The organism is Clostridium disporicum (genome assembly GCF_001405015.1).
In the GTDB taxonomy this organism is placed as follows: domain Bacteria; phylum Bacillota; class Clostridia; order Clostridiales; family Clostridiaceae; genus Clostridium; species Clostridium disporicum_B.
Genome location: NZ_CYZX01000010.1, coordinates 1 through 22,932 on the forward strand (window position 1 = coordinate 1; position 22,932 = coordinate 22,932).

At 31.3% G+C, this 22,932-nt stretch carries 25 protein-coding genes and 1 pseudogene; 4 read left to right on the forward strand and 22 right to left on the reverse strand.

Features of this window, described 5'->3' with window-relative positions; all coding sequences use genetic code 11:
* Positions 1-318: 318 nt before the first annotated feature.
* From ARA56_RS07880 to ARA56_RS07890, 3 genes are all read left to right on the forward strand, one after another.
* Entirely contained in the window at positions 319-1,122 is an 804-nt protein-coding gene (locus tag ARA56_RS07880) for a helix-turn-helix domain-containing protein (RefSeq protein ID WP_002334816.1), read from the forward strand.
* A gap of 28 nt (positions 1,123-1,150) precedes the next feature.
* Positions 1,151-1,696, forward strand: a complete 546-nt coding sequence (locus tag ARA56_RS07885) for a P-loop nucleotide/nucleoside kinase family protein (protein ID WP_001071501.1) — start codon at positions 1,151-1,153, stop codon at positions 1,694-1,696.
* Between the two features lie 175 nt (positions 1,697-1,871).
* The gene (locus ARA56_RS07890) at positions 1,872-2,738 is read left to right on the forward strand and encodes an aminoglycoside 6-adenylyltransferase AadE (protein WP_001255868.1); all 867 of its coding nucleotides are present in this window, start codon (positions 1,872-1,874) and stop codon (positions 2,736-2,738) included.
* Here the strand turns inward: ARA56_RS07890 and ARA56_RS16440 are convergent.
* From ARA56_RS16440 to ARA56_RS07915, 6 genes and pseudogenes are all read right to left on the reverse strand, one after another.
* Entirely contained in the window at positions 2,687-3,097 is a 411-nt protein-coding gene (locus ARA56_RS16440; RefSeq protein WP_002334817.1) for a hypothetical protein, read from the reverse strand. The genes ARA56_RS07890 and ARA56_RS16440 overlap by 52 nt on opposite strands.
* 254 nt (positions 3,098-3,351) lie before the next feature.
* Positions 3,352-3,465: pseudogene (locus tag ARA56_RS07895) on the reverse strand (helix-turn-helix transcriptional regulator); the annotation flags it as partial.
* 744 nt (positions 3,466-4,209) lie between these two features.
* A complete protein-coding gene (rlmD, locus tag ARA56_RS07900; protein ID WP_055265481.1) occupies positions 4,210-5,568 on the reverse strand; it encodes a 23S rRNA (uracil(1939)-C(5))-methyltransferase RlmD in 1,359 nt (452 codons plus the stop codon).
* 104 nt (positions 5,569-5,672) lie between these two features.
* Complete coding sequence (locus ARA56_RS07905; RefSeq protein ID WP_055265483.1) at positions 5,673-6,029, reverse strand: RDD family protein; 357 nt, start codon at positions 6,027-6,029, stop codon at positions 5,673-5,675.
* 42 nt (positions 6,030-6,071) lie between these two features.
* The gene (locus ARA56_RS07910) at positions 6,072-6,734 is read right to left on the reverse strand and encodes a hypothetical protein (RefSeq protein ID WP_055265485.1); all 663 of its coding nucleotides are present in this window, start codon (positions 6,732-6,734) and stop codon (positions 6,072-6,074) included.
* 159 nt (positions 6,735-6,893) lie between these two features.
* On the reverse strand, positions 6,894-7,532 hold the full coding sequence (locus ARA56_RS07915; RefSeq protein WP_055265487.1) for a helix-hairpin-helix domain-containing protein: 639 nt from the start codon (positions 7,530-7,532) through the stop codon (positions 6,894-6,896).
* A 156-nt stretch (positions 7,533-7,688) separates the two neighbouring features.
* Here ARA56_RS07915 and ARA56_RS07920 point away from each other — a divergent pair, with 156 nt between their 5' ends.
* The gene (locus ARA56_RS07920) at positions 7,689-8,972 is read left to right on the forward strand and encodes a D-alanyl-D-alanine carboxypeptidase family protein (protein WP_055265490.1); all 1,284 of its coding nucleotides are present in this window, start codon (positions 7,689-7,691) and stop codon (positions 8,970-8,972) included.
* A gap of 213 nt (positions 8,973-9,185) precedes the next feature.
* On the opposite strand, the gene ARA56_RS07925 is transcribed toward ARA56_RS07920, so the two are convergent.
* From ARA56_RS07925 to minE, 16 genes are all read right to left on the reverse strand, one after another.
* Complete coding sequence (locus tag ARA56_RS07925; protein WP_055265492.1) at positions 9,186-10,082, reverse strand: RluA family pseudouridine synthase; 897 nt, start codon at positions 10,080-10,082, stop codon at positions 9,186-9,188.
* Positions 10,083-10,100: 18 nt separating this feature from the next.
* On the reverse strand, positions 10,101-11,435 hold the full coding sequence (locus tag ARA56_RS07930; protein ID WP_055265493.1) for an LCP family protein: 1,335 nt from the start codon (positions 11,433-11,435) through the stop codon (positions 10,101-10,103).
* Positions 11,436-11,458: 23 nt separating this feature from the next.
* Positions 11,459-12,034 (reverse strand): bis(5'-nucleosyl)-tetraphosphatase (symmetrical) YqeK, encoded by a 576-nt coding sequence (gene yqeK, locus ARA56_RS07935; RefSeq protein ID WP_055265495.1) that lies wholly within the window; start codon positions 12,032-12,034, stop codon positions 11,459-11,461.
* 2 nt (positions 12,035-12,036) lie between these two features.
* The gene (gene nadD, locus ARA56_RS07940; RefSeq protein WP_055265497.1) at positions 12,037-12,639 is read right to left on the reverse strand and encodes a nicotinate-nucleotide adenylyltransferase; all 603 of its coding nucleotides are present in this window, start codon (positions 12,637-12,639) and stop codon (positions 12,037-12,039) included.
* A gap of 2 nt (positions 12,640-12,641) precedes the next feature.
* On the reverse strand, positions 12,642-12,947 hold the full coding sequence (yhbY, locus tag ARA56_RS07945) for a ribosome assembly RNA-binding protein YhbY (protein WP_055265499.1): 306 nt from the start codon (positions 12,945-12,947) through the stop codon (positions 12,642-12,644).
* 14 nt (positions 12,948-12,961) lie between these two features.
* Positions 12,962-14,248, reverse strand: coding sequence for a GTPase ObgE (obgE, locus tag ARA56_RS07950; RefSeq protein ID WP_055265501.1), 1,287 nt, complete (start codon positions 14,246-14,248; stop codon positions 12,962-12,964).
* A 250-nt stretch (positions 14,249-14,498) separates the two neighbouring features.
* Positions 14,499-14,798 (reverse strand): 50S ribosomal protein L27, encoded by a 300-nt coding sequence (rpmA, locus tag ARA56_RS07955; RefSeq protein WP_055265503.1) that lies wholly within the window; start codon positions 14,796-14,798, stop codon positions 14,499-14,501.
* Positions 14,799-14,802: 4 nt separating this feature from the next.
* Positions 14,803-15,177 (reverse strand): ribosomal-processing cysteine protease Prp, encoded by a 375-nt coding sequence (locus tag ARA56_RS07960; RefSeq protein WP_055265505.1) that lies wholly within the window; start codon positions 15,175-15,177, stop codon positions 14,803-14,805.
* Positions 15,178-15,185: 8 nt separating this feature from the next.
* Entirely contained in the window at positions 15,186-15,497 is a 312-nt protein-coding gene (rplU, locus tag ARA56_RS07965) for a 50S ribosomal protein L21 (protein ID WP_055265507.1), read from the reverse strand.
* A 141-nt stretch (positions 15,498-15,638) separates the two neighbouring features.
* Positions 15,639-17,072: an Rne/Rng family ribonuclease gene (locus ARA56_RS07970; protein WP_055265509.1), complete on the reverse strand. Its 1,434-nt coding sequence runs from the start codon at positions 17,070-17,072 to the stop codon at positions 15,639-15,641.
* Between the two features lie 11 nt (positions 17,073-17,083).
* Positions 17,084-17,785, reverse strand: a complete 702-nt coding sequence (locus ARA56_RS07975; RefSeq protein WP_055265511.1) for a TIGR03936 family radical SAM-associated protein — start codon at positions 17,783-17,785, stop codon at positions 17,084-17,086.
* Positions 17,769-19,622 carry a TIGR03960 family B12-binding radical SAM protein gene (locus ARA56_RS07980; RefSeq protein ID WP_055265513.1) on the reverse strand — a complete coding sequence of 618 codons (1,854 nt, stop codon included), beginning with the start codon at positions 19,620-19,622 and terminating at the stop codon, positions 17,769-17,771. The genes ARA56_RS07975 and ARA56_RS07980 overlap by 17 nt, the downstream gene beginning before the upstream one ends.
* 209 nt (positions 19,623-19,831) lie before the next feature.
* On the reverse strand, positions 19,832-20,698 hold the full coding sequence (locus ARA56_RS07985; RefSeq protein WP_055265515.1) for a site-2 protease family protein: 867 nt from the start codon (positions 20,696-20,698) through the stop codon (positions 19,832-19,834).
* A gap of 45 nt (positions 20,699-20,743) precedes the next feature.
* A complete protein-coding gene (locus tag ARA56_RS07990; RefSeq protein WP_055265517.1) occupies positions 20,744-21,160 on the reverse strand; it encodes a hypothetical protein in 417 nt (138 codons plus the stop codon).
* A 114-nt stretch (positions 21,161-21,274) separates the two neighbouring features.
* A complete protein-coding gene (gene rodA, locus ARA56_RS07995) occupies positions 21,275-22,414 on the reverse strand; it encodes a rod shape-determining protein RodA (RefSeq protein WP_055265519.1) in 1,140 nt (379 codons plus the stop codon).
* Between the two features lie 236 nt (positions 22,415-22,650).
* A complete protein-coding gene (minE, locus tag ARA56_RS08000; RefSeq protein WP_055265520.1) occupies positions 22,651-22,920 on the reverse strand; it encodes a cell division topological specificity factor MinE in 270 nt (89 codons plus the stop codon).
* Positions 22,921-22,932: the final 12 nt, after the last annotated feature.

Below are 22,932 nucleotides of genomic sequence, written 5' to 3' on the forward strand. Positions count from 1 at the left end.
TTTTTAAATATATTGAAGGTTGGTATAACAGAAAAAGGCTACACTCTTCTATTAATTACATGACTCCAGATCAATGTGAATTATTAGCTAGAAGTGCAGCATAAAAAAGTTTGACTTTTTGTGTCCAAAATATTGACATAAGACCAGGTCATTCTGTTTTCAAGGTGCCGTCCATCGATGAACTACCCTAAGTCTACACGAAAAAAATGCAATTCCCGGAATATTGCGAGAATTGCATTTTGATGAAGTTTACACTTTGGAAATTGCATTTTTGCAATCATTCTGTATAATGGAAGTATGCGGAGGAGGTGCGTATCTATGGCTTTACCCGGAACGCCCGGACAGCGGATTTCCGATTTATGCAACGGGAACCACATCACACAAAAGGAACTTGCGGAGAAGATAGGCGTTTCCGCTTCCCAGTTGAGCCGCATTGTCAGCGGCGAAACAAGAACGGTCAGCAGTGATATTCTCATAGGTGTGGCAAAGGAATTTAAGGTATCGACAGACTACATACTGGGCTTGTCTACCGTGAGCGTTCGTAAAAGCTACGATATTTCTGAATTAGGCTTGTCCGAGGGAGCCGTGAGGGGGCTTGTGACGGGTGCTGTTGATGTGCAAATCCTCAACCGCCTGTTGGAACACAGGAATTTTCCTAAGCTGATAGATTTGATACGGATTTATTTTCAGGATACGGCGGCAAAGGGCATAACAGCAAGAAACCAGCTTATCGAGATGGCAACGGCTTCCCTGTCCGACCTGATGAAAGAACACCCGGAACACCGGGCAGAAGCGAAGCAGGATTTACAGCTTTTGAACGCCCAAAAGATAGGGGAACATGAAGCGGAGATTGAAAAAATCAAAAATGTGTTCCTGGCTATCCTGCGGGACATTAAGAAAGACATTGACAACGGGGAACAGCCGGGAGAAGCTGTGACCGCCGCTATGTTCCAAGCCATGCGGGACGCACTGGCGGAACAGAAACAAAAACCACTTTCCATTGACGATGTAACGGCGATGATAGCTGGACAGATCGGACAGCTTACACCGATGGATAAAGAAACTGTTGAAATGTTCCAGCAGTTTGCGAAGAAGATGATTGAGCAGGCAGGAACAAAGTGATAAATTTGAATTGTGAGGGAAAATACAGATGAATCAAGGAAGAATTATTGTGATTACAGGCTCACCGGGGACAGGAAAAACAACAACTGCGTCAATTGTCGCAAAGGAATCAGATATGGATAAATCAGTGCATATGCACACCGATGACTTTTTTCATTACTTAAGCAAAGGCGCAATACCACCACATTTGCCAGAATCCAACGAGCAAAATCTGGTTGTCATTGAAGCCTTTTTAGAAGCTGCAAAGCGATATGCTCGTGGCGGATATGATGTAATTGTAGATGGGATTGTCGGGCCATGGTTTTTGGAGCCATGGAAAGCTCTTGCCCAAGAAGATTACGAGGTACACTATATTGTATTAAGAGCGAGTAAAAAAGAAACTATGAAGCGAGCTGTGGAACGCTCAAAATTAGATAGAAAAACAAATATTGAATTAGTGGAAACAATGTGGGAGCAATTTTCCGGTTTGGGAGTATATGAATCAAATGTCATAGACACAACTACATTCACAATTAAAGATACGGTTTCCGCAATAAAAGAAAGAGTTGCATGTGGGACGTCTTTACTATCTTAGACATTCCCATTTGTCAGGAAGATAGCAAAGCCAGCCGAGCCAGTCAACGGTCAAGATGAACGGCGCATTTCATGCGCCGCCGTTGACAGTCCCGCCCGTCTTTGCTAAAGGGTAATCAAGGCGGGAAAGCCCTAAAATGGCTTCACACCTATTTCAATAATTGGAGGAGATAAAAATGAGATCAGAAAAGGAAGTTTATGATATTGTTTTGAATTTTGCAAAAACAGACAAACGCATTCGCATGGTTACTTTGGAAGGATCTAGAACAAATACAAATATTCCGCCTGATGATTTTCAGGATTTTGATATTACTTTTTTTGTTACGGATATGGACAGCTTCACAAGTGATGATAAATGGCTAGATATATTTGGTGAAAGGTTGATTCTGCAAAAGCCGGAAGATATGGAATTATTTCCAGCTGTAGAAAAGGGATTTTCATATTTAATGCTGTTTACTGATGATGTTAAGATAGATTTAACTTTGCTGCCGCTGGAACTGATAGACGAGTATTTTACATGGGATAAACTGGTAAAGTTACTGTTGGATAAAGACAACCGTATCGTAAAGCCGCCAATACCAACGGATATAGACTACCACTTGCAGAAGCCTACTCAAAGAATGTTTGACGATTGCTGTAATGAATTTTGGAATACTACAACATATGTAGTAAAGGGCTTATGCCGCAAAGAAATTCTTTTTGCTATTGACCATATGAATGATATAGTACGAAAAGAATTGCTTCGCATGATTTCCTGGCTGATTGGTATCAAACAGGGATTTCATTTCAGTTTGGGAAAAAACTATAAATTTATGAAGCAATATGTCCCAGAGGAATTGTGGGAACGACTTATGTCCACTTATAATATGGATTCCTATCCCCATATGTGGGAATCCTTTGAACAATGTATGGCATTGTTCCGGGAGGTTTCGTCAGAAGTGGCATGCCAGTTGGATTACCAGTATCCACTATATGATGAAAAAATCAGTAATTATGTGATTCGGCAAAAGAAAAAATATGGCATTGAAGATGATAACAAATAAAATTTTTTCAATCGAAAAAATTTATTTTGATTATTCAATTTTGAAAAACTGAATACCTCAAAATCAGAAAGAGAGCGGCCAAGCACTTTGAGGGATTGGCCGCCTTGTCCACCCATCCAGCGGGACAGCGGGCGGAGGTCAAGGCCGGGTGTAAACCCGTTCATTTCAGCCTTGACGGTTGCCCGTTGTCCTGCTACTTTTCCGGGAGTGTGGCCACAACTTCGGGACACTTTGTCCACAAGTTGGAGCGTAGGACGAGGAACTGGGGCTTTCATATACGCCCTGTCTGCTGATGAGTCCAGACCTGCGCTTGCGGCTCCACGCCACGCAAGCACAGCCCTGTTTTCCTGCCGCTTCAAATGCCCTTGCCCTCCCCAGCGGCAACGGCATTTTCACGGCAACGCCGGCAGAGCGTATAACACACTACACTTTGCTTCGCAAAGTCGTGTGCCAAATGGGGGCGTTGCCCCCTTTGGAAACCCCCACAAGAAAAGGCGGTACGCTACCCCTCCACGGGGCGCATACCGCCTTTTCTTGTTATCCAGCCCTCCGGCTGTATCGGTTGAGCAAAAGTCCGCGTGGGATTGATGTGGTATCTTTAACTTTGGGAAACTCCACTTTCCCATTTTGAAACTGCTGTTCTCGATACATATAATTGCTCTGCAAGTTGTTCCTGTGTTAAATTTCTCTGTTTTCTAAGCTGTTGTAGCTTTTCATTAAACTCCAAAAATAAATCTCCTTCCCTTGTAATAAGCTAATAAATCTTATTTAAAACTTTCCTAATTTTAATATAACATTTATTCTATAGTCTAAAAAAACGACATCTATTTTGTAGTCTAAACTATCAAGGTACCCTTGTTAGATATTTTTTCACAGGGTACCTTGATACATAATTTTTTAACCAAAATCATTAAAATACTAAAATTATTTAAAACAAAGCTTTTTCAGCACTCTATTTCTCCACTACGTTACGAAATGTAGACTTAACTTCTAAATTCAATCTTCACTATCGTTCGATTTCATTAAGAATTTAATGTCTCTTCGTAATCCTAACTACTGTCTCAGCAGTAGACTGTTTCCAATCAGTGTTCTTATTGTTAGTATGAACATCTTACTTCGTTACTCTCCACAAGATGGGCTTTCTCACTAAGTTCAGCTAACGCTTCACTAAGTGTTCAATGCCTCTTGGACAGTCCTTACATGGACGGTTGTAAAAGTCTTAATATTTTTATGGAACGTATTTCTCCGCTGCGTTACGAAATGCGGACTTAAATTCTAAACTCAATCTTCACTATCGTTCGATTTCATTAAGAATTTAATGTCTCTTTATAAGCCTAACAACCGTTTCAGCAGTAGACTGTTTCCAATCAGTGTTCTTATTATTAGATGGAACGTATTTCTCCACTACGTTACGAAATGCGGACTTAAATTCTAAACTCAATCTTCACTATCGTTCGATTTCATTAAGAATTTAATGTCTCTTCGTAAGCCTAACTACTGTCTCAGCGTGTGGTGTATTTGGGAACATATCTTTTACTGTACTCTTTTCTACAGTATAGCCATGTTCTAGTAATACATCTAAGTTCTCAACCATAGTCTTTGGATTACATGAAACGTAGATTATTTCTGGTGCGTTAAACTTAATTACGTAATCTAAAGCCTTTGGTGAAACCCCGCTTCTTGGTGGGTCTAATATTATTATGTCTGGTTTTACTTTAACCTTTTTAATTGTCTCCGCAACATCTCCTGCTATAAATTCACAGTTATCAAGTCCATTAAGCTTTGCATTTTCTTTTGCAGCTTCAACAGCTTCTTCTATCAGTTCAAGACCTATAACTTTTTTAGCATTTGGTGCAGCTATTTGACCTATAGTTCCTGTTCCACAATAAAGGTCAAATACAACTTTATTTTCTCCATCTCCCATAAATTCTCTTACTAAGCTATAAAGGCTTTCTGCTCCTTTAGAGTTAGTTTGGAAGAATGAGAATGGAGATATCTTAAACTTAAGTCCTAATAAGTTTTCTACTATATAATCTCTTCCAAATAGCACATTAACCTTTTCTGGTATAACTGCATCAGATAATGAATTATTCTCAGTATGTAATACAGAAACTAATTCACCCTTATATTCTAAAGACTTAAGTAATTCTGTATACTCTGTTAAATCAAAATCTATTTGAGTAGTTGTAACTAAGTTAACCATTAGCTCACCTGTATTAGTTGCTTTTCTAATTACAAGATGTCTTAAATACCCTTCTCTCTTCATTACTCTATAGTATGGTAGGTTTTGTTTTCTAAAATATTCTACTGTAGCTGTAAGCACTTTTCTGAAATCTTCATCAATTATCATACAGTGGTCTACTGTTAATACGCCGAAAGATTTACCTTTCATATGCATACCTAAAGTAAGCTCTCCACCCTTTTCCATATCTCCAAAGGTAAATTCCATCTTATTTCTATATTCCCAATGATTTTCGCTACCTTTTACTCCAAGATACATTCCCATTGGTAAATCCTTTGAATCAAAAAGCTCGCATATTTCATGGCTTAATAAATCTAATTGTTTATCATAAGTTAAATTTTGTGAGCTACACCCACCACAAACTCCAAAATGTGGACATGGTGCTGGTATTTCATATTCTGCTTTTTCTAAAACTTCTACAAGCTTTGCTTCAGCATAGTTTTCTCTATTTTTCTTTATAGTTCCCTTAATTACTTGACCAGGGAAAGCCCCTTTCACATAAATCTTTTTCCCCTCTAGTTCCCCAACTCCCATTGATGGAAATTCAATATTATCAATCTTTACTGTTACTTGGCTTCCTCTTCTCATAGTACACTCCTAAAAATTTATTTTTTGTTTAACAAAGGAAAAACCACCTAATAAATTTCGGTGGTGTAAGTTCTTCGTAATAAATCAAAGACTTATAAAATAACTTATCTCAATACTATTTTTTTCCCTACTGTTTTTCCTTGTAATATCTCTTGTGATATTGGATAGTATAATACATTACTAATTATAAATACTATAAGAAACACTTCATCTCTCATAGCTATTTTATAACCTAGTACTCCTAATATTAAATCAAATACAACGAAAAGAATCAACGCTATTCCTACTGCTAATATTTGGTCTAAACATCCTGCTAGAATAACTTTAAAGTAATGTGAAAACTTTCCTTCAACTGTTACTACCTCTTCATATACTTCTTCTTTTGCAACATTTTCAACTTCTTCTTCAGTTAGGATTTGCTCTAGTTCTTTTTCAACTAAATTTTCTTGATCTTTTTCCAAATCTTACTCCTCCAATATTAAGATAAGACAAAAATCATTCCCCTATTTAAACTGATACTCCTTAGTTTGTAAAGTATATAATAAGAAATCATCAGTTATTGATATTGTCTCTCTTACTCCATCTAAATTATTTTCTATTGTAGTTACATTATTATTTCCTGTTATCATGTCGTAGATTTGTTGATTTAGCTCACTATAATCTCTTCCAGTCACTCCTGTAAATGCTTCAGAGAACGTAGAAAAAGAAGTTGCTCCAAAATCAAATGTTCCTTCTTCTTCAATAGCTTTTTTATCTAATATTGATGAAATCTTCATTACAAGTTCACCAGATGCTAAATCTGTACCATATTGCTTAAATCCATAGTACATACTTTCTATTCTGTTTGGTTCTGGATCTTCAATATCTATATTTATATGATTATCATTTATAGATAATCCATTTGTATCTTCTTTTACTTCTTCTGTTATCTCATAATCTAATCCATAAAAAGTAGCTGTTTCTTCTACTCTTGATAATATTTCTTTATTTAATTCAGCAACTTCTTCTCTAGTAAGGTCTTGTGACCATTCTCCTGGAAGTGCCTCTCTAGCCTCAACTTTTATATTTGTAACATCATTATTAGCATTCTCTTTATTATTAGAACACCCTATCATTCCTAATACAAGTACTGTGCTTAATCCTATAGCCACTGTTCTTTTTATCACAATTAATACCCCCTACGATATTCTGTTTATATCAGCATTATTTTTTCCTAAATTTAATTAATTATATCATTTTATATGACTTATTGAAAGGTTTTCCCACGATTTTCATTGTAATTTCACTTTTATTTTGATATTTTTATATCAATTTTTTCAATATTTTTATAAAGTTATCTTTTCTTTTATCTTCTCGAATGTCTTTTCACCTATTCCATCTACATTTTTAATCTCATCAACAGATTTAAATCCACCATTCTTCTCTCTATATTCTATTATACTTTGAGCTTTTACCTCTCCGATACCCGTGATTTTCTTTAGCTCATTTATATCTGCCAGATTAATATTTATTAAACCATTTGATTCTAAAATAACTTCATTGAAAACCGTATTAGCATTTTCATCATTTATATTTGATATTATTACGAGTTCATGATTTTGAAGTTTCTTAGCTCTATTTATATTTGATATATTAGCCTCACCTGTTAATCCACCTGCTTTTTCTATTAAATCCTTAACTATACTTCCTTCTTGCAATTCATAAACATCTGGGCTTAATACCTCTCCTTTAATTTCAACAAATATCATTGGTACATCTAACTTTTCTTCATTAGTCACTAAAGTTTCCATATTATTTATTGAATTATTGCTTATTTGTTCCTCACTATCAACAAATATATTTTGCATATATTTATCTGTAAATACTTTGTTATTATTTTTACCATAAAGAATAATTGATGAAATAAATAAAATTGTTAATACTATTATTATTGCAATTACTCTTTTATCTTTAAATTTATCCATATACTAATTTCTCCTTATAAAGAAATAATATCTAATATTATTAACATATTTATCTAATTTAAACTTTTACATAGCAAAACATAATTTACTGTAGAATAAATTTTTCATTTTTGTTAAAATAATTCTGTAAAATAATTGATACGTGGGGAGAACTATATGAAAAAAACTTTAACAAAGTTCCTACTATTATTGTTTATTTGTACTCTATTTTTTACAAATATTACAATTGAAAATGTACATGCTGTGCCTCTTTTAGAAGCACAAGGTGTTGTTTTAATGGATGGGAAATCAGGGGAAATACTATACTCTCAAAATGCCGATGTTCAATATGAACCTGCATCAATCACTAAAGTTATGACTGCCATAGTAGTATTAGAAAATACTAATTTAGATGACAAAGTTACTATAGGTACAAATCCACCTCTAGTTGACGGATCTGCAATCGGTATAAGAGAAGGGGAAGTTTATACTATTGAAGAGTTATTAATAGCTATGTTATTAGAATCTGCTAATGACTGTGCTGAAGCTCTTGCTGAATTCGTTTCTGGCTCAAATGCTGAATTTGGTAAACTTATGACTGAAAGAGCAAAAGAATTAGGATGCACTAATTCTGTATTTAAAAATCCAAGTGGTTTGCATGAAGAAGGTCATCTTACAACTGCAAACGATATGGCTAAGATTATGAGATTTGCATTAAATTTTGATGATTTTAATAGAATATCAAGAATTATTTCATATCAATATGTTAATCACCCATATTCAGATGGTACTGAAAAATGGGCTACAAATAGAAATAACTGTTACGTAGACTGGTCTCAGTGGTATTACGAAAATTTATATTGTGGTAAAACTGGATGGACACCAGAAGCTAATCATACATATGTAGCTACAGCAGTTAAGGATGATGAGGTATTAGTAGCTTCATTCTTAAATGCTTATAATAAAGATACTCAATATACAAGCGTTGGAGAATTATTTAATTGGGGATTTGATAACTTTAACTCAGTTAAGCTATTTAATAAGGGAGATATTGTTGGTGAATACCAGATTAGTGATAATACTTCTATTCCGCTATTAACCAATAAAGATATATACTATACTCTATCAGCTAATGAAGAACAAAATATTACAACTGCTTTTAATTATGCAGATAAAGATTACTCTGAAAGTTCAATAAAAAAAGGTGATGTACTATTCGATGCAACACTTATTGTTAATGGAGAGAAATATACTACTTTAGAACTTTTAAGTGGTTTAGATAGAGAATATACAACTAAGATTAAAATAGAAAATACAATTAACAAATATGCTTCAAACAAAATAATAATATCTATAATTTTAATATTAATTCTTTCATTGTGTATCTATATATATATTCGTAAAAGAAAACTTAATAAACGAAGAGATTTTATAAGAAAGAAATATAACTTAGATATTTAAAATTATAAGTACTATTTAGATTTAATCTAATATAAATATTTAAATTATAAAAGATAAAAAAATATATTAATAAAAATGCCTTAGATAGATATTTGGTCTATCTAAGGCATTTTTTATGAGTAGTATATTAAATATTTAATTTATAATAATTATCTCGCTTTTGATTATAAAAACTTTTCATGTATTATAGAAACCTATACTATTTAAAAATTCTTATCTCAAAACTTTTAATAAATTATCAATATCATCAGGCAAGTTTGCTCTTAGTGAAAGTTCCTCTTTAGTTCTTGGTGATTTAAAATCTAAGCCATAAGCATGTAATGCCTGTCTTTTCATATATTTATCATCATCTTCATATCCGTATAATGTATCTCCGTATATAGGATGACCAAGTGCCTTTAAATGCACTCTTATCTGGTGAGTTCTTCCTGTTTCTAATAAACATTCAACAACGTCAGCATCTTTTAATCTTTCAACTACCTTATAATGAGTTATACTTCTTTGCCCTCTTTCATCTATAACTCTTCTTATAGCCCCTTCTTCTTCTGGTCTATAAATAGGTAAATCTATAGTACCTTCTTCTTTTTCAAGATGACCATGCACAACAGCTAAATATCTCTTTTCTACATTATTCTCTTGCATCTCTTTTGATAATTCCATATGTGCATATTGATTCTTAGCAACTATTATAAGCCCTGATGTATCCATATCAAGACGGCTTACAAGTCTTACAATACAATCTTGGCCTGTTTCCTTAAAATAATATAATAATCCATTAGCCAAGGTACCTGATTGATATCTTTTAGTAGGATGAACAACCATATTTGGTCTTTTATTTATAACTATTATATCTTTATCCTCATATACAATATCTAAATCTATCTTTTCAGGTTCAATATTTTGACTTTCCTTTTTAGCTAAATTTATAAGTATTTTATCGTTATCTTTTAGTACATAATTCATTTTTACAGGAACATCATTAACAAAGATTCTTTTATCTATAGATGCACCTCTTATAAGTCTTGAAGATAATCCCATGTGAAATTTAAGGAACTCTCTTATCTTCATTCCCTCAAATTCTTTATGCACAACTCTCTCTAAAGTACTCATTATTACCTCCAAATTTATTTAAAATGAATCAAAGTCTTCTCCTAGAATTATTACAGCATCATAGCTACTGTATTCTTCACTATTATTTTTTTGGAAGTTATCAATTCCAGTATCAATTTTTAATTGCTCTTTTAAAGTCTTATCATTACACATTATTATAGATTTAGATCTCTTTTCAGCATTTCCTACTTCAACAGCATAATAACCTATATATTGCATTTCAGTTTTAACACTTCCTGCTAATCCATTTATTCTAGTTCCATTAAGCACTAGTATGTTATAGTCAGCTCTGGATTTATCATCTTCTAAAACTTCACCTGACTTAATAGATGCTAAAAGCTCTCTATTCATACTTGGGTCAACAATTAAAAATGATTCATCATATATTATTTCATCATATCCTTGAAGTGTATTCATTGATATTCCTGAGTTTGTTAAGAACTTTAATCCATAAGATATCATCTTATCTCCTGGCATATTTGTATCTATATTTTCCTTAACAACATCTAAAATCTTAGGTAACTTAAATATAATAGTTGGACTTAAGCATTTTTTTAAAACTTCCTTCATAAATGCTTGTTGATTCCTTATTCTTCCTAAGTCTCCATCAATAAATCCTGTACCATCATTATTTTTTCTCCATCTAAAGAACTCTTCTGCCTTTTTCCCATCTAAATGAACAGTTTCTCCTGCATTAAAGTGAATATGCAAGTCTTGAGCATCATCATCATAATCCATCTGCTGCTCTATATACATATCTACTCCACCAATAGCATCTATAAAGCTTCTAAATGCATTATAATCTATTTCAACCATATAATTTATATTGGTTTCTAAAAGTGATTCAACATGCTTTATAACTTCTTCTTCTCCACCTAATACATAAGCATTGTTTATTTTCCAATAAGGCCTTAGGTTTCCATATTCATCATAAGCATCCACTTGTATTAAAGTATCTCTTGGAATAGATACTATATTTATCTTTTTAGTGTTTGGATTATAATTAAGAACCATCATCGTATCTGTTCTTCTTATAGCCTTATTTTCATCCTGCTCTGCATCTCCTATATCCATACCTAATATAAGAATATTTACAGGTTCATTTTTTCTAGGAGTTATTCCTTCTTGTAAATCATTTTTTCTTAAAGCCAGAATAAATGATATTACTGAAAAGAACATTGTTGTAATTAAAACTAATAATAGCAAAATAAGAACAACTATAGTCAACCTAACTCTAGCTCTTCTTTTTGCTTTTTTTCTTAATTCTTTTTTTCTTTCAAAGTCTTCTCTAGCACTCCTAGTTATAAGCCTCGGATCTTTATTAGGTCTATTTTTATCACCATTACCCGCCATAATAACCCCCTCGTAATATAAAATTATAATTTTACATTGTTATATAATAAGTAATTTCTAGCCTTAAAAGTATTTCCGTCTATTGCCACACCTCTATCAAGTAAAAATTTAATAGTATGAGTTAATGCTTTTATCATAGCTAAATCCAAGTCTTCTCTAGCTACCTTTCTTAATTCATCTAGCCCATTAAATTTTCTTGATGGTTCAATTAAATCTGCTAAATATATGATTTTATCTAAATTGCTCATATTTTCTTTCCCAGTTGTGTGCCATCTCATAGCGCTTAATATTTCATCATCTTCTATTTTGAATACTTTTTTTCCTAATATAGGAGCAACTATAGCATGCCATAACTCAATATTTCTTTCTTCGTCAATAGTTAAGCTTATACCTTCTTCATCAATTAACTTTTTTAAATCAGTTACTTTCATGTTTTTAGCTATATCATGAGATAATGCTGCTATTTCAGCTTTAAACTTATCTTCACCATGTATTTCTGCTAATTCTATAGCTGTATTTACTACTCCAACAGTATGATTATATCTATTTTCAATAAGATTTTCTTTAAGGTATTTATTCATCTCATAGATGCTAATCATTCTTATTCCCCCTCATATAACCTATTATCAACTATATATTTTAAAACTTTATCTGGAAGAAAGAAATCTACTCTCTTTCCTTCTTCCAGTCTTTCTCTTATCATTGAAGATGAAATATCAATATTAGCTACATTTAATAGGATAATATTTGCTTGATACTTTTCTTCTAATTTTCTCTTTTGATGTTCTAATTCTTCTACTGAAAATTGTCCCCTATTAAAAACAACAAAATTACAATTTTGTAGTACTTGGTCTGGATTCCTCCATTTCTCAATATCCATTAGAGAATCTCCACCAGCTATAAAATATAATTGTACATCATCACTCTTTAAGGCTTTTAGAGTTTCATAAGTAAAACTAAGCCCTTGCTTCTCAATTTCATAATCACTAACTATAAAATCTTTATAATCTTCTATGGCAAGCTTAACCATATCAAGCCTAAATGATGAATCTATAATAGAATTTTTCCTTTTATGTGGCGGATTACCTGCTGGCATAAATATTATAGTATCTAAATCTAGCTGTTCTTTAGCCTCATATGCAATATAAAGATGTGCTAAGTGAATAGGATTAAAAGTACCACCCATTATGCCATAGCGCTTCATAATTATTTTCTATTTCCTTGTGGTATTTCTATCTTAGGCTTCTTTTCTGACTTTTTGTATAATACTATCTTACTACCTATAGCTTGAATTCCTTCACAACCTATTCTTCTGCATATTTCATCAGAAGCTTCTCTAGCACCTAATCCACTATTTTCTAAAACTTTTATCTTTATAAGTTCTCTAGCTTCTAAAGCATCTTCTAATTGCTTTAAAAATGCTTCTTCTATACCATTTTTACCTATTTGGAATATAGGGTCCATAGTATTAGCTAACCCTCTTAAATAAGCTCTTTGTTTTCCTGTAATCATATAATAATATCCTCCTATAAGATGTATTCAAATTCAAAGTCGTTTAATCTTACCATATCTCCATCTTCAATTCCCATTTCTCTAAGCTTATCAAGAACACCTTTGTTTCTTAATACTTTATGGAAATATCTTAATGAGTCAGCATCATGAATATTAACTGCACTTAATAATCTATCAACGAATGATCCAGTAACAACATAAGTGTTGTATCCATCATTTTCTTCAATTTCAATTTCGTAAGTGAATCTCTTTTCTTCTTCTACGTATCTTTCTTCTTCTGGTATTTCTAAATCCATTATTGGAATTTCTGTTAACATCTTACCAGCTTCTTTTATAACTTCTTCAACTCCTGATTTAGTTGCTGCAGACATCTTAAACACTTTATCGAATCCTAATTCATTAACTTTTCTCTTAAAGTCTTCAAAAACTTCTTCATCATAAAGCATATCAGCCTTATTAGCTACAACTATTTGTGGTCTATCCCAAAGCTTTACAGAGTATTTCTTAAGTTCTTCATTTATCTTAACGAAGTCTTCAAAAGCATCTCTACCTTCAACTCCTGATATATCTACAACGTGAATTAGAAGTCTTGTTCTTTCTATATGTCTTAAGAAATCTAATCCTAATCCTACACCTTCAGCAGCCCCTTCTATAATTCCTGGGATATCTGCCATAACAAATGAATTTATTCCTTCTGCTTTAACAACTCCAAGATTTGGTTTTAGTGTAGTAAAGTGATAGTTTGCTATCTTTGGTTTTGCAGCAGTTACTGTTGAAAGTAAAGTAGACTTACCTACATTAGGGAATCCTACTAATCCAACGTCAGCAAGTAATTTTAATTCTAAAGTTAAAGTTCTTTCTTCTGCTGGCATACCTGGTTCAGCGAAGTGTGGTGCCTGTCTTGTTGGTGTACAGAACTTACAATTACCTTTACCACCTTTACCTCCTCTTGCAATAACAAATGTATCGTCTTTATGAGAAAGGTCACAAATTACCTTATTAGTTTCAAAATCTCTAACTATAGTTCCCATTGGAACTCTTATGTATAGATCTTCTCCATCTTTACCATAGCATTTTGAACCTTGACCATTACCACCAGATTCAGCAACGAATTTTTTCTTATATTTGAAATCTAAAAGAGTAGTTAATCCAGTATCAACAGTAAAGATAACACTTCCACCTTTACCACCGTCTCCACCATCTGGTCCTCCTAATGGAACATACTTTTCTCTTCTGAAAGTAACTGCTCCATTACCGCCTGCACCTGATTTAACTAATATCTTGGCTCTATCTATAAACATAGTCTATACCTCCTAAGTATCTATAAACATAATAACTCATCTTTTATTATGCCATAACTTACTAATTTTTATAATTAATAATTAATAAATAAGAATTAATAATTACTGATGAAACTTCTATTAAACTTATTAATTTAAATTTAAAAATCCTTAGGATTTTTCATCTTAAATTCTTAACTTTTAATTATTAATTGTTAATTATTTGCGTATATTAATAAAAGCACCCATTGGGTGCTTTTATTTATATAAATTATTCTGCTATTTCTTGAACTTCTACAGGATAAATAGAAACTTTTTTCTTGTCTCTACCCATTCTTTCAAATCTTACGATTCCGTCTTCTTTAGCAAATAGAGTGTCATCTCCACCCTTACCTACGTTAACACCTGGGTGAATCTTAGTTCCTCTTTGTCTAACTAGTATGTTTCCAGCTAAAACGAATTCTCCGTCAGCAGCTTTAACACCAAGTCTCTTAGCTTCAGAGTCTCTACCGTTCTTAGAGCTACCTACCCCTTTCTTGTGGGCAAATAATTGAAGGTTCATTATCATCATCTCGTTACACCTCCTCATTTTTTAAATTTATATATTTATTCCGTTTATTTTTACCAAAACTAGCTTCTAAGGACATCATTAAGCTTTCCATAGACTTTTCAAAAGTCTTAAGTAAAACCTGCCCTTTTTCTATCTCATCATCATTAAGCTCAGACAAATTCAAAGATAAATATCCATCATTTATTTCATACTTTACTGGAAGCTTTAAAACTTCCTCCATGCCTATTACAGCACTTTGAGATAAAACAGAAACTGAATTACATATTAAATCATATGCATCACCAATAGTGTTTTCAATTTCTTCTCTTGATAAAGCATGACCTGATATCTTAAATCCAAGAGATAAATTACCTTTTTGTAAAATAGTAACTTTAATCATAACTTAAATTAAGCTTCGATTTTTTCGATTACTAACTTAGTGTAAGGTTGTCTGTGACCATTCTTTCTTCTGTAGTCCTTCTTAGCCTTGTACTTGAAAACTGTTACTTTCTTAGCCTTACCTTGAGCAACTACTTTAGCCACAACTTTAGCACCTTCAACAACTGGTGTACCAACTTTTAAAGTTTCACCGTTTGATACTGCTAAAACGTCTGTTAATTCAACTGTTGAGTCAACTTCTACATTTAGCTTTTCAACGTATATTACGTCTCCTTCGCTAACTTTGTATTGTTTTCCTCCTGTAGTTAATACTGCGTACATTAAAAACACCTCCTCTATTTACGGATTCGCCAATGTAGGTACAAAGATTTAACTTTGTTTTATTTAAAACCTTACTATGTGCGGTTCACTATGACATTTTATCACAAAATTATTCATCTTGTAAAGAAATTTATATAACTTTTAAACTGTTTTTATTTTGTAACTTTGGTAATTTTCTTTTTGGCTTGAAAATATCAAAGGTTCAAGGTTATACCCCTCAAGATTATCTATAAAATTTAAATAAATTTCTTTATCTAATCCATCTATCCTAGCTAAAAAACCAACTAAATCTTCTTTTACACTTTCTTCGTAGCTTTCATCAAGTTCGATGTAAAAATCACTTATTGAATTTTCTCTATATGCTCTTAAAATCTCATTTTTAATTAAATTCTCTAAGTAGGATAGTTTTAATATATATCCATTAGATTTACACTTTTTACACCCTTCTTCTAAATACTCATATATAGATTTCCCTTTTCTTCTTCTAGAAATCTGTATTAAATCTAATTCAGTAAAAGGATATATTTTTGTATTTCCTTTATCTGATTCTAGAGATTTTTTTAGAGTTTTCATAACGATAGGTCTTTGTTTATCATCTCTCATATCAATGAAATCTACTACTATTATTCCACTTAAATTTCTTAGCTTAATCTGTCTACCAATTTCTTTAGCAGCTTCCATATTAGTTTCAAATATTGTTTTGTTAAAATCTCTAGCTTTTGTATGCTTACCACTATTTACATCTATAACATACATAGCTTCAGTTTTATCTATAACTATATATCCACCACTCGGTAAATTTACTTTCTTATGTCTAAGCTTTAGTATTTCCTTTTCGATTCCATAATAATCAAAAAGACTTATATCTTCTTCATAATATTTTATAGATATATTATCTTTATTCTTTATAAAACCTTCTATAATTTCAATTTGCTCTTTATCATCACAAATTATATTAGTTTTTATATTATCTAATTCCGAAAAAAACCTTACAATTAAATTATTACTATCTATTTTTCCTAAGTGAGTTGAATAGTTTAATTTTCTTTCTAACTCTTCCTTTTTCTTAAAAAGAATCTCTAAATCTTTTAAAATTTCTTCACTTTCTGCCTCTTCTGAGTCAGTTCTAAAAAGAACTTCAACATCTCTTGGTGGCTTTATAAGAGTAGTTAATTTTTGTCTAGCTTCTAATGATGTAATTCTTTTAGAAAGCTTTATACCTTCACTACCTAAAGTTAATACTGCATACTTTCCTGCTATGCTTGGTTTATGAGTTACCTTAGCACCTTTATTACCTATAGGTTCTTTTAAAATTTCAACTAATATATCTTGACCTTTTTTCACGCCAACTCTTTTTAATTCATCACTATAATACATATAGGCTTCTTTTTCTAATCCTATATCAATAAATATTGAATTAATAGAAGGTAGAATATTTTTTATTCTACCTTTATATATTTCACCAATTTGAGGGTCAGTAGAGTGTTCCTCAACTATACACTCTACTAATTCTCCATTTTCTTTTACTGCAATTTTTAAAAAGTCTTCTTCATTAAGAACAAATACTTCTTTCATCTTCCCACTTCCTAAATGCCTTTATATAGTGGAACATACTTATTCTTCTTTAATAAGTACATTTCTTCTCTTCTTATATTAACAAAGGCATCTTTGTTTATTCCATCAACCTTACTCTTAATATAAGTTACTAAAAGATCTGCTGAAAGATTTTCTCTACTACCTGTAGCTATAAGAGTATTTATTATAAGTTCATTATCCTTAACCCAATATTTAAGCTCTTTAATAAGAGGTTTAATATCAGTTTCTTTTTCACCTTTTTTAGTCTTTTTAACTATATTAAATTCTTTTTCATTAAGCATAGAATCCATAGCTTCTGCTATACCTTCTTCACTATTTAACTTAAGTTTTATAGTGTATCTAGCACCATCTAAAAGTGCCATTGTTTGAGGTAATCTCTTTACATTTTCTATTATTTCTATACCTTTAGCACAAATGAATTTAATTGTTGGAGGCGCAAATTCATTTAATGTATTTACTACTTCCTCTTCTTTTAACTCTTTAGTTAAAACTAAATCTAAATATTCTCCATCAGAGTAAACTCCAACTGAAAGTGGTTGTGCTATTGATAACGCCATATGTGGATTAAATCCTTTTGAATATTCTATAGGAAGACCTGATCTTCTTATTATTCTTTGTATAGTTCTCATTAAATCTAAGTGACCTATAAACTTTATATCTTCACCTTTAGTAAACTTAATTACATAACGCACCTTCGAAACACTTCCCTTCCTTAAAGTTTACGTTGATTCCACAACCTGTACATCCTTCTCTACAGTTCTTAGTTAATTCTGCATTCTTAGCTTTTTCATTTTCTCTCTCAAGATACTTTCTATTTACACCGATATCGATGAAGTCCCATGGAAGTACTTCATCATAGCTTTTCTCTCTGTAAACATAGAAATCAGGATCTAAGTTGCAATCAGCCATAGCTTCATCCCAAATCTTCTTGCTAAAGAATTCTGACCATCCATCAAATTTAGCACCTTTTTCAAATGCTTTAATTAACACATCACAAGTTCTTCTATCTCCTCTTGCAAATACTGCTTCCATAAATGAGGTTTCTTGCTCATGGTAATTATAATTAATGCTTCTTGAATTTATAGAATCCTTAACAGCCTTAATTCTTTCAGCAACTATTTCTGGCTTTTCCATTGGAGCCCATTGGAATGGAGTGAATGGCTTTGGAACTAAGATAGATGTACTTACTGTAATCTTTAATCCCTTACTTCTTTTTTCCTTTGGAGTTGCAAAGTAAACATCAGCTATCTTCTCAGCAAGCTCACCAATTCCTCTAGCATCTTCAGTAGTTTCGTATGGAAGTCCTACCATAAAGTATAACTTCATAGTGCTCCATCCTGATTCAAAGGCATTTTTAGCAGCTGCTAAAATTCTATCTTCAGTTAACCCCTTATTTATTATGTCTCTCATTCTTTGAGACCCAGCTTCTGGAGCAAAAGTTAATCCTGTTTTTCTAACCTTTTGGATTTCTTTTATTAAATCAACGTCAAAGGCATCTACTCTTATTGATGGAAGAGCCACACCAACTTTATTATCTTCATGTTCTGCTACAAGTTGAGTTATTAATCTTTGTATATCTGAATAATCACAAGTACTTAATGAAGCTAATGATATCTCTTGATATCCTGTAGCTTTAACAGCTTTTCTAGCTTGCTCTAATAAAGTATTTGTAGTCTTTTCTCTAACTGGTCTATAAATCATACCTGCTTGACAGAATCTACATCCATTAGTACATCCTCTAAATGTTTCTAAAACTATTCTATCGTGAACTATTTCAGTATAAGGAACAATCATTTCCTCTGGGAATGATACAGCATCAAAGTTATTAACTACTCTCTTTTGAACCTTAGCTGGTACATCATCATACTTTGGTTTAAATTCTTTTATAGTTCCATCTTCATTGTATGTAACATCATAAAGTGAAGGAACATAAATACCTCTTATCTTAGATATTTCTCTTAAGAATTCTTTCTTTTGTCCTTTTCCCTTGTACTTCTTGTATACATCAAGTACGTCATTCATCATTTCTTCACCTTCACCAATTTCGAAGAAATCAACGATGTCGTATAATGGTTCTGGATTATATGCACAAGGTCCACCAGCCATAATAATTGGCTCATCTTCGCCTCTTTCAGAAGCTCTTATAGTTATTCCGCTCATATCTAACATGTTTAATATATTTGTATAACTCATTTCATATTGAAGAGTGAACCCTAATATATCAAATTTATCTAATGAATCTTTAGTTTCTAAAGTATAAAGAGGAATATTATTTTCTCTCATTAGAGCTTCCATGTCTGGCCATGGAGCAAAAGTTCTTTCACAATATGTATCTGGTCTTTCATTTATTGTATGATAAAGAATTCTAGTTCCTAAATGGGACATTCCTACTTCATATACATCTGGGAAACAAAAAGCAAATCTTATGTCAACTTCATTTGGATTTTTTATAACTTGGTTTAATTCTCCCCCAACGTATCTAGCAGGCTTTTCAACTTTACATAAAATATCATCGCTTATTTTATTCATAAATACCTCCATTAGCTTAATGGCAAATTATCAATGGCAAATGGCAAATTATAAATTAGTATAGAATCTACACAATAAAATTCTTACTATTTATAAAAAACATAAAGAAACTGTATAAACAGTTTCATATTTTTATTTGCCATTCTCCATTTACCACTTGTCATTTATCAACTGTTAACATTCTAGCATATCCTCTATCTAAAAGTAAACTAACTACTATCGTTCTTATTCTTAACATAATCTTCTAAGGATATGTTTCCATATATTTTCAAAGCTTCAACAAGTTCATCTTCATTTAATACATATATTAATTTCATATCATCATCTAATACATAAAAGCTATTAAATCTATTTTTATCAATATAAGTTAGCAATTTTACTAGGCCTTGTTTGTAATATACTGATATAGTTCTATTCTCAATAAATCCATTTCTTATTATATTACTTCTTTTCTTAAATACATTTCCCATTAAAATATACATGGTTGCTTCTTCTTCTGTACTAGTTATATCAATCATTATTATACCTATAAGAAATAATGATATATTAAATTTCTTTAAAAAAATAGCTGCTGATACTGATATCAAAATAAAAAAAGCAGCTATTGTGTAGCTTATTATAGATATTATTTTCTGTGCCCTCTTATAAGTAATTTTTCTTGAAAGTATTATTTCCATTATCCTAGCTCCATCCAACGGATATGCTGGTAATAAGTTGAAAAAAGCTAAACCAAAATTCAGCTTAAATAAAATCTCAAAAATTTCTTTATTGGTATATTTAAACAATATCGCTGATACTATCATAATAATAATATTAGACATAGCACCTGACATATATATAATTAATTTATCTTTATTTGTAAGTTCTTCTAAATCCATAAGTTCGACTTTTGCTCCATAAATATGGAACTGCAAATTATTAAACTTACTTCCCTTCATTTTTGCAACTAAAATATGACTAAATTCATGAATTAGTATACATATACACGATAAAAGAAATGTTTTATCGATATTAATCAATACCGCTACAAGCAAAAATTCTGAAAGTAATATCTGCTTCCATCTTTTAAATTTCACACTATCAAATCCTTACTATTACTGTCCCTCCTATAATGATTTTACTTAATACGTAAAATCATCATTTATTAATTTTTCTTTAATCCAATCAATAGACTCTAAAAATTTATTTTTTATGGATTCTATCTTTATTTCTTTCGAATTAACATTAGCATTTGCATATGTATACTCTTGTTCTATACCATACTTAAACTTGGTATAGTACTGTCTAATATCATCATTCGTTGAATATTTTCCTCCAAAAGCAAATAAAAATAACATCATTGTTCCTACAAGCTGCATCATTAAGAGATTTGAAATAAAACTTTCATTTTTATTTCTTCTATTTTTTGAATAAACAGTACTACCTCTATATATAGGAATATCTTCATCATAACTAATTTTACTCTTGGAATTGCTTATATTATGCTTTTTCTTGAGTCCTTCATAATATTCTTTATATTGAAAGCTATAATTACTCATCTCTCCTCCTAAAAAAATTGCTTATTTAATTATATTTTTTTTCAACTAAAAATATAACTTATATCATTATTCTATAAATAAAAATAGAACTACTAAAAAGTAGTTCTATTAAATCTAAAAATATAATTTCTTTTTTCTCATACCAATATTTAAAACTAATCCTAATGATAAAATTGTAGTAAGAAGTGAGCTTCCTCCATAACTAACTAAAGGAAGAGTTATTCCGGTAATAGGCATTAAACCTATAGTCATCCCTATATTTTGCCATATAGCAAATAGTAAATATGAAGTCATTCCTATAGCTACTATATTTCCAAACATATCTTTTGAATCTCTTGCTATAGCTATCATCCTACAAATCAATATCCCATAAAGAGCTAGTAAAAATGCTGCTCCTAACAAGCCCCATTGCTCACCAATTTGAGCAAATATAAAATCAGTTTCAACTTCTGGAACATACTGTGATGCATAGCCACCAGCACTATCTTTAGACAATGAATTATGTGTCCCTAAAAAACCTCCAGAACCTATTCCAATTAATGATTGTCTTAAGTGATATCCTTCTTCTGAACTATTAGCCTCTGGATTTTGGAATGATATAATTCTCATCTTTTGATATGGCTGAATTAATCCTGAGTTCCACACAAGAACAATTGCCACTACTAATCCAGTAAGACCACCGATGATTATTCTCTTATCTAATCCACCTGCAAAAAATACTCCTACAACCATAAAGAATAAAACCATCGTCATTCCCATATCTGGTTGAATTACTATTAAAGCTGCCGGTATTATAGCGTAAACAGCTAATATACAGAAGTTTTTAAAATTATTTATATTGCCATCCATATCTTCTAGCTTTTTACCCATCATCATTATTGTTGCTACTTTAGCAAGCTCTGCAGGCTGAAATGATACTATACCTAAATTAATCCATCCTTGTGCACCATTTACCGCCTTACCAATTATTAATACAAGCACTAGTAGCACAATTGATGCCCAATAAAACAATGGTGTAAATCCTTTAATTATACTATAATCTAACGCCATTATTAAATATAATGCAACTAAAGATACCCCGAAAAATAATGACTGTTTAATTACATATGTAGTATTATAAGCATAAGGTTTTGTAGCTAAATATATATTAAGTATCCCAAATAATACAATTGTTACAATTGAAAAAAGCATCCATTTATCAATCTCTTTAAATTTCTTTTTATCCATTTTAAATTGAGATAATGGTATTATCATTTAATTGACCTCCACATTCTCTAGTATTTTTTTATTATATCCTATTTCTACTTTTTTCTCCATAAATATTTATTCTATATTATTCTTTTTAATAAAAATTTAATAAAGATATTCAAATAAGTATATAAAATCATAAAACAATAAAATACATTACTCTAACTTAAATAATAAATATATATTAAAAAAGAAGCCAGGATAACACTGACTTCTAAATTATTATCTATTAATTATTAAACTTATCTACTTTTTAAGTTCCTTATTGGAATATTAGCAACAAGTGCTGGCCCACTATTCCCTTCTTCATCCTCGGCTCTGTTAAAGGATATATCAACATCCTCACCATCTATTTCTATATACTTAGAAATAACCTCTAGTATTTCTTCTCTTATTTTATCTAACATCTCTGGAGCTAATGATCCCCTATCATGTATAAGTATCAATCTTAATCTATCTTTTGCAACTTCTTTTGGTGTAACTTTGTTTGAAAATACCTTTAAAAAATTCATAACCCCTCACTC

Coding starts and splice junctions, on each gene's coding strand:
- rlmD (WP_055265481.1), bottom strand. CDS start 5,568: ATGAGAAGAGGAAGCCAAGTAACAGTAAAGATTGATAATATTGAATTT.
- yqeK (WP_055265495.1), bottom strand. CDS start 12,034: ATGATTAGCATCTATGAGATGAATAAATACCTTAAAGAAAATCTTATT.
- ARA56_RS07960 (WP_055265505.1), bottom strand. CDS start 15,177: ATGATTAAAGTTACTATTTTACAAAAAGGTAATTTATCTCTTGGATTT.
- ARA56_RS07885 (WP_001071501.1), top strand. CDS start 1,151: ATGAATCAAGGAAGAATTATTGTGATTACAGGCTCACCGGGGACAGGA.
- ARA56_RS07930 (WP_055265493.1), bottom strand. CDS start 11,435: ATGGCGGGTAATGGTGATAAAAATAGACCTAATAAAGATCCGAGGCTT.
- yhbY (WP_055265499.1), bottom strand. CDS start 12,947: ATGATTACAGGAAAACAAAGAGCTTATTTAAGAGGGTTAGCTAATACT.
- obgE (WP_055265501.1), bottom strand. CDS start 14,248: ATGTTTATAGATAGAGCCAAGATATTAGTTAAATCAGGTGCAGGCGGT.
- rpmA (WP_055265503.1), bottom strand. CDS start 14,798: ATGATGATAATGAACCTTCAATTATTTGCCCACAAGAAAGGGGTAGGT.
- ARA56_RS07880 (WP_002334816.1), top strand. CDS start 319: ATGGCTTTACCCGGAACGCCCGGACAGCGGATTTCCGATTTATGCAAC.
- ARA56_RS07990 (WP_055265517.1), bottom strand. CDS start 21,160: ATGAGTAATTATAGCTTTCAATATAAAGAATATTATGAAGGACTCAAG.
- ARA56_RS07970 (WP_055265509.1), bottom strand. CDS start 17,072: ATGAAAGAAGTATTTGTTCTTAATGAAGAAGACTTTTTAAAAATTGCA.
- rodA (WP_055265519.1), bottom strand. CDS start 22,414: ATGATAATACCATTATCTCAATTTAAAATGGATAAAAAGAAATTTAAA.
- ARA56_RS07915 (WP_055265487.1), bottom strand. CDS start 7,532: ATGGATAAATTTAAAGATAAAAGAGTAATTGCAATAATAATAGTATTA.
- ARA56_RS07980 (WP_055265513.1), bottom strand. CDS start 19,622: ATGAATAAAATAAGCGATGATATTTTATGTAAAGTTGAAAAGCCTGCT.
- ARA56_RS07925 (WP_055265492.1), bottom strand. CDS start 10,082: ATGAGTACTTTAGAGAGAGTTGTGCATAAAGAATTTGAGGGAATGAAG.
- nadD (WP_055265497.1), bottom strand. CDS start 12,639: ATGAAGCGCTATGGCATAATGGGTGGTACTTTTAATCCTATTCACTTA.
- ARA56_RS07890 (WP_001255868.1), top strand. CDS start 1,872: ATGAGATCAGAAAAGGAAGTTTATGATATTGTTTTGAATTTTGCAAAA.
- ARA56_RS07920 (WP_055265490.1), top strand. CDS start 7,689: ATGAAAAAAACTTTAACAAAGTTCCTACTATTATTGTTTATTTGTACT.
- rplU (WP_055265507.1), bottom strand. CDS start 15,497: ATGTACGCAGTATTAACTACAGGAGGAAAACAATACAAAGTTAGCGAA.
- minE (WP_055265520.1), bottom strand. CDS start 22,920: ATGAATTTTTTAAAGGTATTTTCAAACAAAGTTACACCAAAAGAAGTT.